This is a genomic window from Clostridium sp. chh4-2, from assembly GCF_002899675.1.
In the GTDB taxonomy this organism is placed as follows: domain Bacteria; phylum Bacillota; class Clostridia; order Lachnospirales; family Lachnospiraceae; genus CHH4-2.
This window is the reverse complement of sequence record NZ_PKUU01000006.1, coordinates 151,335-164,500: the sequence shown is the minus strand read 5'-3', so window position 1 is coordinate 164,500 and position 13,166 is coordinate 151,335. Positions and strand designations below refer to the sequence as shown.

General features: G+C 46.9%; 15 protein-coding genes. 11 read left to right on the top strand and 4 right to left on the bottom strand.

Annotation, left to right across the window (positions count from 1 at the left end; translation table 11 throughout):
* Positions 1-6 precede the first annotated feature (6 nt).
* The 3 genes from C0033_RS08380 to C0033_RS08370 all read left to right on the top strand — a co-directional run bounded on the left by C0033_RS08380 (position 7) and on the right by C0033_RS08370 (position 1,806).
* Positions 7-432, top strand: a complete 426-nt coding sequence (locus C0033_RS08380; protein ID WP_103227413.1) for a phage tail protein — start codon at positions 7-9, stop codon at positions 430-432.
* A 24-nt stretch (positions 433-456) separates the two neighbouring features.
* A complete protein-coding gene (locus tag C0033_RS08375) occupies positions 457-1,212 on the top strand; it encodes a phage baseplate assembly protein V (protein WP_103227412.1) in 756 nt (251 codons plus the stop codon).
* Positions 1,213-1,419: 207 nt separating this feature from the next.
* Positions 1,420-1,806 carry a DUF4280 domain-containing protein gene (locus C0033_RS08370; protein WP_103227411.1) on the top strand — a complete coding sequence of 129 codons (387 nt, stop codon included), beginning with the start codon at positions 1,420-1,422 and terminating at the stop codon, positions 1,804-1,806.
* 77 nt (positions 1,807-1,883) lie between these two features.
* Here the strand turns inward: C0033_RS08370 and C0033_RS08365 are convergent, their stop codons facing one another.
* Positions 1,884-2,201 carry a hypothetical protein gene (locus C0033_RS08365; protein WP_103227410.1) on the bottom strand — a complete coding sequence of 106 codons (318 nt, stop codon included), beginning with the start codon at positions 2,199-2,201 and terminating at the stop codon, positions 1,884-1,886.
* A 176-nt stretch (positions 2,202-2,377) separates the two neighbouring features.
* Between C0033_RS08365 and C0033_RS08360 the strand changes: the two genes are divergently transcribed.
* Positions 2,378-2,878 carry a hypothetical protein gene (locus C0033_RS08360; RefSeq protein WP_103227409.1) on the top strand — a complete coding sequence of 167 codons (501 nt, stop codon included), beginning with the start codon at positions 2,378-2,380 and terminating at the stop codon, positions 2,876-2,878.
* Here the strand turns inward: C0033_RS08360 and C0033_RS08355 are convergent.
* Positions 2,862-3,227 carry a hypothetical protein gene (locus tag C0033_RS08355; RefSeq protein WP_180994633.1) on the bottom strand — a complete coding sequence of 122 codons (366 nt, stop codon included), beginning with the start codon at positions 3,225-3,227 and terminating at the stop codon, positions 2,862-2,864. The genes C0033_RS08360 and C0033_RS08355 overlap by 17 nt on opposite strands.
* A gap of 186 nt (positions 3,228-3,413) precedes the next feature.
* Between C0033_RS08355 and C0033_RS26960 the strand changes: the two genes are divergently transcribed.
* Complete coding sequence (locus C0033_RS26960; RefSeq protein ID WP_180994632.1) at positions 3,414-3,572, top strand: hypothetical protein; 159 nt, start codon at positions 3,414-3,416, stop codon at positions 3,570-3,572.
* 47 nt (positions 3,573-3,619) lie between these two features.
* On the opposite strand, the gene C0033_RS08350 is transcribed toward C0033_RS26960, so the two are convergent.
* Both C0033_RS08350 and C0033_RS08345 read right to left on the bottom strand, forming a co-directional pair.
* Complete coding sequence (locus C0033_RS08350) at positions 3,620-4,003, bottom strand: hypothetical protein (RefSeq protein WP_103227407.1); 384 nt, start codon at positions 4,001-4,003, stop codon at positions 3,620-3,622.
* Positions 4,004-4,404: 401 nt separating this feature from the next.
* Complete coding sequence (locus tag C0033_RS08345) at positions 4,405-5,754, bottom strand: cell wall-binding protein (RefSeq protein WP_103227406.1); 1,350 nt, start codon at positions 5,752-5,754, stop codon at positions 4,405-4,407.
* A 581-nt stretch (positions 5,755-6,335) separates the two neighbouring features.
* Here C0033_RS08345 and C0033_RS08340 point away from each other — a divergent pair.
* From C0033_RS08340 to C0033_RS08315, 6 genes are all read left to right on the top strand, one after another.
* Complete coding sequence (locus C0033_RS08340; protein WP_180994631.1) at positions 6,336-6,902, top strand: AAA family ATPase; 567 nt, start codon at positions 6,336-6,338, stop codon at positions 6,900-6,902.
* Positions 6,903-6,931: 29 nt separating this feature from the next.
* On the top strand, positions 6,932-7,666 hold the full coding sequence (locus C0033_RS08335; protein ID WP_103227404.1) for a hypothetical protein: 735 nt from the start codon (positions 6,932-6,934) through the stop codon (positions 7,664-7,666).
* Positions 7,667-8,083: 417 nt separating this feature from the next.
* Complete coding sequence (locus C0033_RS08330) at positions 8,084-10,012, top strand: thiamine pyrophosphate-binding protein (protein ID WP_103227403.1); 1,929 nt, start codon at positions 8,084-8,086, stop codon at positions 10,010-10,012.
* Between the two features lie 15 nt (positions 10,013-10,027).
* On the top strand, positions 10,028-10,945 hold the full coding sequence (locus C0033_RS08325; RefSeq protein WP_103227402.1) for an NAD(P)-dependent oxidoreductase: 918 nt from the start codon (positions 10,028-10,030) through the stop codon (positions 10,943-10,945).
* A gap of 3 nt (positions 10,946-10,948) precedes the next feature.
* Positions 10,949-12,097, top strand: coding sequence for a class I SAM-dependent methyltransferase (locus C0033_RS08320; protein ID WP_242984449.1), 1,149 nt, complete (start codon positions 10,949-10,951; stop codon positions 12,095-12,097).
* Complete coding sequence (locus tag C0033_RS08315; RefSeq protein ID WP_103227401.1) at positions 12,097-13,164, top strand: zinc-binding dehydrogenase; 1,068 nt, start codon at positions 12,097-12,099, stop codon at positions 13,162-13,164. Before C0033_RS08320 ends, C0033_RS08315 begins: the two co-directional genes overlap by 1 nt.
* Positions 13,165-13,166 lie beyond the last annotated feature (2 nt).

The window sequence follows — 13,166 nt, the reverse complement described above, 5'->3', positions numbered from 1 at the left end:
GAAGACATGGTAGATTATCCACTGAAAAAATTCCGTTTTAAACTGGAAATAGACGGCCTGGGCACCGGAGGATTCTACGAGGTCAGCAGTTTTGATACCTTCCAGCCCATCGAATACAGCGCTGGCGGCAGAGAGGCGGCCCCTCATTTAAAAATGGCTGGGAGGGTAAAATATGGAAACATTATATTAAAATACGGCATGATAGAAGGCCGGGGGTTCTATGACTGGATTGTAAAAGGTTTGACCGGCGAGGCGGAGAGAAAAGACGTTGCGGTCAGCCTTTTGGATGAAAATCAGGCAGAGGCGGCCTCCTGGAAGGTAATAAACGCATGGCCCATCAAGTACACAGTACCGGATTTTAATGCGTCTTCCAATGAAATTGCGGTAGAAATTCTGGAACTGGCTCATGAAGGTATAAATAGAGTGTTCTAAAATATAAGAATGGGGAGGATAAACGTGGAAAGTATTGCGACAGCGATTGTAAAAGAAAACTGGAATCAAGAAAAGCCGGGATATGTGAAAGTAGAATATACCCTTGGGGAATCGGAAAAATGTGTGACAGACTGGATACCCGTTATGACACCTTATGGCGGCTCCGGTTATGCGGGCTATCATCTGCCGGAAGTTGGAAGCAAGGTGGTTTTGGGTTTCAACTGCGGAAGAGAGGATATGCCCATTGTGTTGGGCTGTTTGAGTAATGGAGACGATGCTGCGTCTGAGCGCATATCTACAGAAGAAAACACCACAAAACTGATCCGAATGAAGTCCGGATACCAGATATTTGTGGATGAAGAAGAAAAGAAAATGGTGATCAGCGACAGCAAAGGGGAAAATGATATCACAATTCTGGAGGAATCCGGCACGGTATGCATCCGGGCCGGGAAAAAGCTGGAATTTAGAATCGGAGATCAGATAAGAATGACTATGGATAAGGATAAAGTGGATATTGCAGAAGTTCTGACTGTTACAGATGGAATCCTGATGAAGGGAAAATCCATCACGGAAGACCCGGAAAATGAAGTCTCCATAAAGGGCAGATCGGTAAGCGTCCAACCAAAGGAAAAGATATCATTAAACTCCACGAATGTACAGGTGGAAGGAATGCAGGTGAAGATCAAGGGAAACCAAGTGGGCATAGAGGGGAAAGCTGGAGCAAAAATACATTCAGATGGAATGATGGAAGTCAAAGGCGCGATAATAAAGCTGAATTAGTTGAGGGCTCTATAGAAGGTTATAAAATCCCGGGAAGGGGGACTTTTCGGGATTTCAGACAGAGTTCCAGACAGGTTTTCAGGAAAACTTCTGATCAGAGAAGGAACTGAAGCCGCAGTGAGAATGAAACCAACCTCTGTTTCCGAAATCCATATTAGCGCTCAGAACGATAAAAGGCCTGTCAAGACAGGCGGATGGGAGAAAATCATGTCGAAACTTGTATGCGGAGGAGCCAGTCTCCGGTGTTCGTTTGGCACAGCACCAGGTATATTATTGGTGCAGTCGGCCGCAAATGTTATGACCCCTCAGATGCTGGCCAGCATTATGGATCAGATACCGCTAGTAAATATAATGCCATTTGGAATGTGTACCAGTATGGCAAATCCCACTGTGGCGGCCGCCACAGCAGCAGCCTTGGGAGTATTGACGCCGATGCCGTGTATTCCGAATACGATATCACCCTGGATGCCGGGAGATCCCCGGATTTGGATCGGAAATTACCCGGCTCTTACCGATAATTCCAGACTGATGTGCGCATGGGGCGGCTCTATCAGCATCGATTTTCCGGGAACGGCCAATATAATAACCGGCTGAATATAAATGGCGTAACTATCTTTTTATAACAAAAAAACAGCTTACGGCAATAATCTGCCCGACAGCTGTTTTTTATCTTATCTCGTTTTAACCCATTTCCCACTGCTGTTAACATAGTAATTATCAATCCAGGTATCATGAGCCATGGTGCCGTCCTGATGAAGGTAATACCAGGACCCCTGATCTTTGAGCCATCCTGTTTTCATGTATCCTTTATCATCGAGATAATACCAGTTATCATCAATTTCGATCCAACCGTATTGATATTTTCCTTTGTCATTCGTGTATTTCCAGCCGACGTCACCCTGTTTTTCCCATTCGGCATAAGCGGGAACCGACAGGTAAGTGACGAGAAGGAGAGTGGTTAGTATTGTCAGTAAGGCCTTGCGCTTCATAAACAATCTCACCTTTCTTAATTTTTTCTTAATTATAGCACAGTTGGAATCACTATGCTAGTATCGTAATTTACTAAAATGTGAACTTTTTCTGACATTTTTAAAAAAGGCCTACAAAAATAGTAAAGTATCCGATATAATACTAGATGTTGAACTTGAAGGAGGAAAAAAGCAAAATGAAGAAAATGCTTATTTTAATTGCGAGCTGCCTGTTATTCCTGAGCGGCTGTACCAAAAGTAATATCGTTGCACCGAGTCTTGCAGTGGAACCGGAAACTGACATAAAAGAAGGAATTGAAATCGACTGGGGACAGGTATGGGACGGCCTGGACGAAACATTTATCGATCCGGATGCCTATCCGATGGCAGTGGAGATCGGCGGAGCGGTTGAGCCTGACAAAAAGTATGCCCAGCTGACCATCCAGGTAAAAGAAGGAACCGATCCGGATGAAGCGGTTGCATATGCCATGGAAGTTGCAAAAGGCATGAACGATGAAGTGGCCACACAGGATTTTAACTATGAGCGGTCATCTGCCGATTCATTTGGCGGGTTTTTCAAAGAATACACCTTACAGGTTATGGTTTATCCTGAAGGACAGTATTTCGATGAAAGCAAGTGTATTATGGACGTAACGGTTGAGCCGGGAGAATATGTGGAGTTTAAGGCTCAGAGTTAATCTGTTTGCTGACAGTGAAATAATTCCATGATCCATACCGTTTGGTGAGAAGCTGTTCAATCTCATGTTTAGGATAGACGGTAAATGGAAATTGTTCTTCCGCTATAATGAGATCGTCAAAGAGCCTGCACGCATCTAATGCCAGCAGGCTTTCTTTTACAAAGGTCTCAGGATTATAGGCGACCAGCACGCTGTGGATTCCTTTATTGCGGTTCTTTTTCAATGCATTCGGAACTTCATGAGCGAAATGGACATCCGGAAGGGAACGGAAAAAGAGTTCTCTATAATTTTTTGGAAATGTTTTTGTGTCAATTTCGACGATTTCATCGAATATAAATATCTGTGTCATATCCATAGATCTTGTATCCTCTCCATTGAAAAATCCATATTTTGTATAACTGAAGGCTATAAAAGTGTTAATTGTTAGTTAATTTGTTGATCAGCTTGTCGAATTCTGCGATTTAATTTACTTTTCAAAATGAGAAAAAAGATTTATATTGGTTTCAGTTAATAATCTTGCAAGGAGGTTCCCGCGATGAATGAAACCAATCAATTGGTCTTGCTTCAAAAAGAAAACGAAAGGCTGAAGTCTGATAATGAAATGCTGCTGAACATTGTGGCGCAGATGAAAGTTACATTAAACCGCCTGATCGGTCACTATATAACGGATGACAGTTCAGAAAAGATGGCTTAAACTTACCGATACATAAGAACAAGGGGAGTGCAGTGCACTCCCGGCCGTTATTTCTCTAATTCTTTTTTCAACTGTTTGTTTTCTTTTAACAGATCCCATATGGTGTTGTGCATCCATTTAAGCGTATCATTCAGTTTTTGGTTGTCCGTTTCCAGCTCAATAATTTTCTGACTCATGCGGGCAATTGTTTCCCGATGGTTGGCCGCCTGATGAGGAGCCATGAGCTGTTGGACATAAGTAGGGCAGGATTCAAGGATCAAGTGAGAAAACAGATGATCCCGCTCTTCGCAATCCAGGTTCATGAAGTCCTGATAAGTCATATCCAGAAGCTTCATAGGTTCATTACAGATCGGACAGGTCGCATTCTTTGATGATTGGTAATAGCCGTAGCGTCCACATTTCAGGCAATAATACACAGCTAATTCTCTCACAGTGATCCCCTTCCTAAAAAATGATAAAAAATAACCTAGTAGTATAAACGCAAGAATGACTATATTATAACAAAATTCGACAAATATAAATACGATAATAGAGATTTGTAATTGAAAAAGCTGCCTTGGGCAGCTTTAAAGACCACATATAACTATATATATGCAAAAATAATATCGAATAGACTATTTTGAACTAAAATATACAGAAAATTTGCCGCTTTTTGCAGCGCTTGGATGTCGATTTATACAAATAGAACAGAAGCGCAGCAAAAGCATTACAAAAGAGATCCACACCAATTTCATAAGAACTGGTGTGGATCTCTTTGTGAACGGACAGACGGCAATCTGCCCGTTTGTATGAACGGATCTTTTTCTCTCTAATCCGACAAGGCGGATTCGTATTACTGAACAATACCTTTTGTATCTACAACCCAGGTTTTATCATTTGCATCTTTGATATCCTTATAACCGGAACCTAATTCCGGCTTTTCGCTGGACTTGGAACCGGAGGATGCCTTCTGGATGGTTCCTGCCGTATTTACCAGGTAGGAAACGTCGTCAAGAGTTACAGGGGCATAACGCAGGTCAGCATCCGCTTCCAGGCGCAGGCCGTATTTGAACACGTTATTTTCACGCACACCGTGGAATCCCTGTCCTTTTTTGGAACCGTCTGTATAGAAGAACCATGTCTGGTTCTGGCCCAGGTCTTCATCGAAAATGGTCTGTTTTCCGGTTTTCATGATGCCGTCGGTGCCAAAGTAGAAGTTGGCAACATTTCCGTTATCTAAAGTAACAACCTGAAGTCCTGTCTGCATTTCACCTTTTGTATTGAAGCCGTATTTCTTGGAATCTACGGTAAATACCTGGATTCCTGTTTCTGCGAAGAATGGTTTTCCGTTTTTGAAGTAGAAGTTATACAGTTCTGCTTCTTCACTGATGCCCTGTGCGCCTTCGATTCTGCGCCATCCATCGGCACGTTTGCCATTTTCTTTATCATAATACTGGTATCCTGCAACAGTAGCAGTTGTCTGAGCTGCTTCTGCATTGGAATCAGTCGCTTCATCCGCAGTTTCTGCGACAGGAAGTTTGTACCAGCCGGTCTGCATTTTACCGTTTACAAATGTGTAATATGCGCCGTCGATCTTTTTGTCAACCTGGTTTTCAACCATTTTACCGTTGGAGTTGAAATAGTACCAAACGTATTCCTCGTCCGGATTGTCAGATTCTTCTTCTAACTGAATCCAGCCTGTTTTCATAACGCCGTCATTTTCCTCTCCCAGATAATAAGTTGCGCCGTCAATTTCCACTTTTCCTGTCATCATCTGGCTGTCACTATTGAAATAGTACCAGTTTTCGCCTATATTGTACCATTTGGAAGTAACGGCTTTTCCGTCCTTGCCAAAATAGTACCAGTAATGTTCCGGCTCGTCTGAATCCCAGTCCACCTCATTGTCAACGGTGATCCAGGTATTGAAGACACGTTTGCCGAATTCATCTACGTAGTATTCGTCTACCATGGTGTCAAAAGCGAGTTCGCCTTCACTGTCTAAATAATACCAGTTGTCACCATGCTTTTTCCATGAGTCTGTCAGATAGTAACCATCGGCATCATAATACATCCATGAGCCGTTTTCCTCTACCCAGCCTGCAGGCTGAGCCGCGTAAGCGTCTGTAGTTGATACGATAGGGGCTGCCACACACATCATTGCAGCAGCGGATAATACAGCCATAAAATTTGTTGATTTTTTCATAAATATGTTTTCTCCTTTTTGAGTGTTGAATTGATAATTTTCTTCTGGCCGAAAATCCATCGTTGCATTACGTTTGTGATTATATCCTGCGGCAAGCGCTTTGCATAGATGTGTGTTACTGGTAAACCTACCAGGAATTAGGGTGGGCCGAAAGGAGACGCGTGATCCGGGGAATGGATGGCAGGGGTCCGGTGGTCTGGACAGGGGTGGGGGTTCGCGGTTCCGGCTGTGGGCATTTCTAAGGCTGGGGGCGGACGAAAAGCTCAGAACCGGCAAATGTCACCCGAATTTCTGAAGAAATTCGCGCGCCAGTTGCCTTGAATTTTGATTTGGAGATCAAAATTCATCTGAGCTTTTCGCCCGCCCCCAGCCTAAGAAATGCCTACAGCCTCCACAGCGAATCCCCACCCCCTGTCCAGACCACCGGACTCCTGCCATCCATTCCCCGGATCACGCTGTTGACTGGCGGCCGTGAGGATAAAAGACTGGTTTGATGGGAGGTATTGTCTCTGATTGGTTGACATGATTATTTTAAAATACTAAGATTAAAATAAAGTTTCATGGACATCAGGGAGTACGGGATGTTCAATGAATTGGAATTTGCAAAAGAAAGAGGGATTGATATGGGATATGGCATTGCTATTGTAGGCGCAAACGGCAGCGGAAAAACCGTTTTAGGCAGATACCTTGCCGATTTGTTGGGATATTATCATATGGATATAGAAGATTATTCTTTTAAAGACTCCACGATCCCGTATTCCAATCCCCGTACGAAAGAAGAGGTGCACAAACTTTTATTAGCTGATATTGAAAAACAGGAACATTTCATTTTATCCGCAGTGAACTGTGATTTCGGAGATGAAATCAACGATAGATATCGATGTGTTATCTATATCAAAGTTCCTCTTGAAACAAGACTTAACCGCATTAAGCAAAGAAGCCTTAATAAATATGGAAGCCGTATCTTAGATGGCGGGGATATGTACGAACAAGAGCAAAACTTTTTCAAGTTCGCCGCTTCCCGCACAATGGATAAAACCGAAAACTGGCTGCAGACCTTAACCTGTCCTGTCATCTGTATAGATGGAACAGAACCGGTTGAAGTAAACGCAAAGAAAATAAAAGAATCCATCATAAACCTGATTTGAAGATACCAAAAATCCCAGGAGGTCAAATTATGTCTCATAATTTAGATGAAATATTAGAAAATGAAGAGTTCCCTGCAATTTGTCCATTTTGTCATCACAGGGAAGCCCATCTCTATCTTCGGGGCGATACCCAGCGTTCTTATCGGGGCGGAATGTGGCTCTGGTGCAGCAATTGCGGCGCTTTTGAGCACGGTTCGATCCAAATGCCTTCCTATTGGGTAAACGACAGCTTCACCGATCCCGAAAAACTAACCATATCTTACTTAGAACATCACAAACATAAAATCGATTCCTACATAACTGAAAACTACAAGGGCCTTGACCACGACCCCTGCGGCTCTTGCATCCGCTTCCAGGATTTTTCCGACGCCCTATGCCCCAACTGCCGCAGCAAAGGCGCAATAATCCGCTTAGAAGGCCACACCCTAATCGCCAAATGCCCAAACTGCGGCTACGAAGTTGCAGGAGCCAGCTTCTACGCCCCCTGCGAAAAAGACAACCGCACCTACCACATTAAAATTCACGACAAGAACCTCCCCGCCCCCCAAATCCTCTCAATCAGCCGCACACTCCACCTGAATGCCCAAACAACCAGCCAAACCATAACCTCCGGCCTCCCCCTTCCAACCGCCCTGCACTTAGGAGACCTCATAAAAGCAGAACAACTACTAAACTCCCACCAAATCAAATACAGCACCATCCCGCCCCACCACTATTCCAAACTCCACCAATGCCCCCGAAAACTCCTCCCCCTCCACCTATAAAGTTTTTAAACAATTTTTCGCTTTTCCCTCCCTAACTCCCGAGAAAACCAGCGAATCATCGGATGGGGACGGCAAAGGCGCATGGTGTGGGGGATGAAGGCGCTTTGCAGGCTGTTAGGGGTTCTTAGGCCGGGAGCGGCGAAAAAGGTCAGGTGAATTTTGATCTCAAAATCAAAATTCAAGGCAACCGGTACGCGAATTTCTTCAGAAATTCGGGTACCATTTGCCGGTCCTGCCCTTTTTCGCCGCTCCCGGCCTTAGAACCCCTTACAGCCGAAACGCGCCTTCATCCCCCACACCATGCGCCTTTGCCGTCCCCATCCGATGATTCGCGTCCCCCCCTCAAAACAAAACACTTTCCCCGAAAAAGTTAATATGGTATACTATTGGCAATAATGTGTAGAGGAGAAATCGCATATGAGAATGAAGGTATCTAATTATATTGCGGAAAAGCTGGTACAGGAAGGCATCAGCCAGGTATTTACCGTCACGGGCGGCGGAGCCATGCATTTGAATGACGCTCTGGGCCATCAGAAGGGCCTGCGCTGCCTTTATAACCATCATGAGCAGGCCAGTGCCATTGCAGCAGAGGCATATGCCAGAATCCATAATACAATCGCCGCTCTCTGCGTGACCACAGGTCCCGGAGGAACGAATGCGATCACCGGCGTGGTGGGCGGATGGCTGGACTCCATTCCGATGCTGATTTTATCCGGGCAGGTGAGATATGATACGACGGCCCGCTGGTCCGGCGTGGGCATCCGCGCGCTGGGAGATCAGGAATTTGAGATCACAAAAGCCATCGGCTGCATGACCAAATACTGCGAGATGGTTATAGACCCTATGCGCATCCGTTTTTGTCTGGAAAAATGTCTTCATTTGGCTTATTCCGGCCGTCCGGGCCCCGTTTGGCTGGATATTCCTCTGAATGTCCAGGGCGCGTTTATCGAGACGGATGATCTGATCGGATTCGACGCGGCGGATTATGACGCAGGAGGAACGGGATGGCCTGCGGATGCCAAAGGAACGGTTCCGCAGATTGAGGAAGACAAAGCGGGCTTTGGAGAACCGAGACAGGTTCTTCCGGAAAAAGTGAGCGAGGAGACAGCCCGCGGGATTATAGAGAAGATCCGGCAGGCAAAAAGGCCGGTGTTTAATGCGGGCAATGGAATCCGCATCGCAGGAGCCCATTCCGTATTTATAAAAGTGGCGGAGAAACTGGGAATTCCGGTTGTGACCACATGGGACAGCGAGGACTGTATCTGGGATACCCATCCCCTTTATGTAGGCCGTCCGGGCAATTTAGGAGACCGTCCGGGCAATCTGGCCATGCAGAACAGCGACCTGGTATTTTCCGTAGGAAGCCGTTTGAGCATCCGGCAGGTTGGATATAATTATGAGACATGGGCGAGAGAAGCCTATACGATTATCAATGATATTGATCCGGAAGAATTGAAAAAGCCCACTCTTCACGTGGACATGCCGGTGTTGGCCGATGCGAAAGACCTGCTGGAGGTGATGGACCGTCTGCTGGATCAGGAGGAAACTCCCGTATTTCACGGCGGCGAAGGGCTTCCGGGGATGACCTGGCAGGAGACATGTCAGATGTACAAAAAGAATTACCCGGTGATCCTGCCGAAACATTTTGCCAATACGGACGAGGAAGAGGCCAATGTATATGCGATGATCTATGAGATCAGCAGCCGTCTGCCAAATGGGCAGATTACAGTGGTCGGCAACGGTTCCGCCTGCGTGGTGGGCGGACACGGATATATCATCAAGGAAGGACAGCGCTTTATTACCAATTCGGCCATCGCTTCCATGGGATATGACCTTCCTGCGGCCATCGGTGTTTGTATGGCGGAAAATGCTGAGAAAGACATCATACTGGTGACCGGAGACGGCAGCATCCAGATGAATATTCAGGAACTTCAAACCGTGATTCATCATAAGCTGCCGATTAAGATCTTTTTGATCAATAACGGAGGATACCATTCCATCCGCCAGACCCAGAAGAACTTTTTCGGCGAGCCTTTGGTGGGAATCGGCGTGGACAGCCACGATTTAAGCTTCCCCGATATGGGAAAACTGGCGGCGGCCTATGGATATCCGTACATCTGCGCTCATCACAACAGCCAGTTAAAGGATGCGGTGGAAAAAACGCTGGAGACCAAAGGGCCTGTGATCTGCGAAGTATTTGTCACAACCGATCAGAATTTTGAGCCGAAATCAGCGGCAAAACGGCTACCTGACGGAACGATGGTTTCTCCGCCTCTGGAAGATCTGGCTCCGTTCCTTCCGGATGAAGAGATGGACAGGATTATGGTGATTAAGAGAATAAAATAAGGGCGGGAACGCAAAATGAAGTTTATAGTAACGGGGGCTACCAGCTTTATCGGCAGCCATACGGTAAAAATGCTGTTGGAGCAGGGACACCAGGTCTGCGCGGTCGTGCGCCCTGGTTCCTCCAACGCAGATAAATTGGAATACTATGATAATTTGTCGGTGGTCTGGCAGGATCTGTCAGGCCTTAACCGGCTTATAGAGGATAAGGAATGCCGGGACGCCGATATTTTCCTGCATTTCGGCTGGGACGGGATCGGAAGCGCCGGTCGGAATGATCCGGAGATTCAGAAAAAGAATCTGGAACATTCCATGCAGGCGGTGAAGACGGCTCAGGAGCTGGGATGCGGCCGTTTTCTGTTCAGCGGTTCCCAGGCTGAATACGGCATACACCGGGATGCGATGACGGAAACCAGCAGCTGCAGTCCGGTGTCGGAATACGGAAAGGCTAAACTGGAATTTGGCCGCCGGGCCATGGCTGAGCTTGAGGGCGCGCAGATGGATTTTATCCATGCCCGGATATTCAGCGTCTATGGGCCGGGGGATCATCCGTGGTCGCTGGTGAACACGGCTTTGAGCACATTTTTGTCCGGCGGGCACATGGAACTTGGGGAATGCACCCAGAAGTGGAATTTTTTATATATAGAAGATATGGCCGGGGCTGTGATAAGTTTAGCATTAGGACTTGCGCCAAGGCAGTCGGGCGTATATAATATTGCTGGTAATGATACCCGTATATTGCGGGAATTCGTAGAAGAGATATATGAGTTATGCGGAAAGAGGGGCAGTTTTTCTTATGGATTAAGACCGCCGAATGCGGAAGGACCTGCGTCTCTGATTCCTGATATTAAAAAGATAGAGGAAGCAACCGGATGGAAGCCGGCCGTGTCATTTGCGGACGGAATCCGTTCCATGCTTCCGGTACAAAAGGAGTAAGCTGTGAAACGTAAAAGATGTATATCCTGTGGGGCGCCTTTATATGAGAACCCCATATTGACCCTGGACAATATGCCTGCATCGGCTCAGGATATTCCTGATGCGGACCAGGTTTCATCAGATCATGGGCTGACGCTGAATCTGTGTCAGTGCAGGGGCTGCGGGCTGGTTCAGTTTGATTGTGAGCCGGTGGGCTATTACAGAGATGTAATCCGGTCCGGAGGCTTTTCCACCACCATGGTGGAACTCAGGAAAAGCCAGTATGAACACCTGATTGAAACTTATCATCTTCAGGGGAAGAAATTTATCGAAGTCGGCTGCGGCAGAGGGGAATTCTTATCCGTTCTGACCCGGTTTCCAGTGGAATGTTATGGAATTGAAAACAGAGAAGATCTTGTAAAGACAGCAAAACAGGAAGGCCTCAATGTGAGCCGCGGATTTACGGAAGAGGAAGATACCGTGATTCCGGGCGGACCATTTGACGTGTTTCTGTCATTTAATTTTATAGAACACCAGCCGGACCCCAACCGGATGCTTCAGGCCATCTACAATAACCTGAGAGAAGACGGTATGGGCCTGATCACTGTGCCCAGCCTGGAATACATTCTGGAATATGACGGATTTTATGAGCTGATCCGGGATCATATCGCGTATTTTACCTTTGATACACTGAGATTTTTGCTGGAACGCAATGGATTCGAAGTGCTGGAACAGGAGATGGTGAACCGGGATACCATTTCCATGATTGTGAAAAAGAGACAGAAGCTGAATGCGGCCAGACTGCAGGAAAGCTTTCACGTTATCAATAAAGAAGTAAATGAATTTATCGATCATTTGACGGATGAAGGAAAAAGCATTGCCATCTGGGGCGCCAGCCATCAGGGATTCACCCTGGCGGCCACCACCAGATTGGGGGAAAAGGTGAGCTATATCATCGACTCGGCTCCGTTTAAACAGGGGAAGTTTGCGCCCACGTCTCATCTTGCAATTGTTTCACCGGATTATTTTATGGAACATCCGGTGGATGCCATATTGATCGTGGCTCCCGGCTATACTGCTGAGATAGCCGGAATTATACGGAAACGGTTTGGATCGGAAGTGGAGATACTGGCGTTGAAGTCCAATCACCTTGAGAAACTGGAGGAAAGCTGATGAAAGCATTTGTACTGAAAGAACCCGGAATAGTGGGATGGTTTGACGCGCCGGAGCCGGTACTCACGCCTTACGGCGCAATTCTGCGTCCGGTGGCATTGGCGCCATGTTCGTCTGACGTCCATACGGTATTTGGCGGAGGATCGAAAAAGGCTCCTAACCTGGTATTGGGCCATGAGTGTGTGGCTCAGATTCTGGAAACAGGAGAGCTTGTGCAGGATTTTAAGCCGGGGGAGATTGTGGCCGTGCCGGCCATTACGCCCAACTGGAGGGATCTTGGAATCCAGGACGGGAACTTTAAACATGCCAGCGCGCCATTTTCCGGTCATCAGCTGGGACGAAGCCAGCCGGGAACATTTTCAGAGAGATTTCTGATTCCGGATGCGGATACTACCCTTGCCAGAATTCCGGAAGGGGTCAGCATAGAACAGGCGCTCATGTGCGTGGATGTGGTGACTACCGGATTTACGGGAGCTGAATTTGCGGATATTAAGTTTGGAGACACGGTGGTTGTGATGGGGATCGGCCCCATCGGACTGATGGCCATAGAAGGGGCACGTCATCTGGGAGCTGCCCGCATTGCGGCTGTTGGAACAAGGCCGGTCTGCGTGAAGCTGGCCCGGGAGTTCGGAGCTACCGATATCATCAGCTATAAAGACGGCAATGTGGTGGAACAGGTGCTTGCAATGACAGACGGAATCGGAGCGGATTCCGTTATCATATGCGGAGGCGGAGACGAAGTATTTTCCCAGGCCATCGATATGGTGCGTTATGGGATCGGAACGGTTTCCAATGTGAATTATTTCGGAGGAACCGGAAATCTGCCATTTCCAAAATTCTCAGGCGGACGGGGAATGGCCGGAAAGACCATTCATACGGAGCTTGCTAAGGGAGGAAGAGTGAGAATCGAGCGGATGATGCAGATGGTCCGCTGCGGACGCATTTCTCCGGAAAAACTGGTGACTCATTGTTTTGAAGGGCTGGACAGGATTGAGGATGCCCTGTATCTGATGAGAGATAAACCGCAGGACCTGGTGAAGGTGATGGTCCGCATAGATTGGAAGTGAGC

Coding starts and splice junctions, on each gene's coding strand:
- C0033_RS08380 (WP_103227413.1), top strand. CDS start 7: ATGGTAGATTATCCACTGAAAAAATTCCGTTTTAAACTGGAAATAGAC.
- C0033_RS08370 (WP_103227411.1), top strand. CDS start 1,420: ATGTCGAAACTTGTATGCGGAGGAGCCAGTCTCCGGTGTTCGTTTGGC.
- C0033_RS08365 (WP_103227410.1), bottom strand. CDS start 2,201: ATGAAGCGCAAGGCCTTACTGACAATACTAACCACTCTCCTTCTCGTC.
- C0033_RS08360 (WP_103227409.1), top strand. CDS start 2,378: ATGAAGAAAATGCTTATTTTAATTGCGAGCTGCCTGTTATTCCTGAGC.
- C0033_RS08355 (WP_180994633.1), bottom strand. CDS start 3,227: ATGACACAGATATTTATATTCGATGAAATCGTCGAAATTGACACAAAA.
- C0033_RS26960 (WP_180994632.1), top strand. CDS start 3,414: ATGAATGAAACCAATCAATTGGTCTTGCTTCAAAAAGAAAACGAAAGG.
- C0033_RS08345 (WP_103227406.1), bottom strand. CDS start 5,754: ATGAAAAAATCAACAAATTTTATGGCTGTATTATCCGCTGCTGCAATG.
- C0033_RS08340 (WP_180994631.1), top strand. CDS start 6,336: ATGTTCAATGAATTGGAATTTGCAAAAGAAAGAGGGATTGATATGGGA.
- C0033_RS08335 (WP_103227404.1), top strand. CDS start 6,932: ATGTCTCATAATTTAGATGAAATATTAGAAAATGAAGAGTTCCCTGCA.
- C0033_RS08330 (WP_103227403.1), top strand. CDS start 8,084: ATGAGAATGAAGGTATCTAATTATATTGCGGAAAAGCTGGTACAGGAA.
- C0033_RS08325 (WP_103227402.1), top strand. CDS start 10,028: ATGAAGTTTATAGTAACGGGGGCTACCAGCTTTATCGGCAGCCATACG.
- C0033_RS08315 (WP_103227401.1), top strand. CDS start 12,097: ATGAAAGCATTTGTACTGAAAGAACCCGGAATAGTGGGATGGTTTGAC.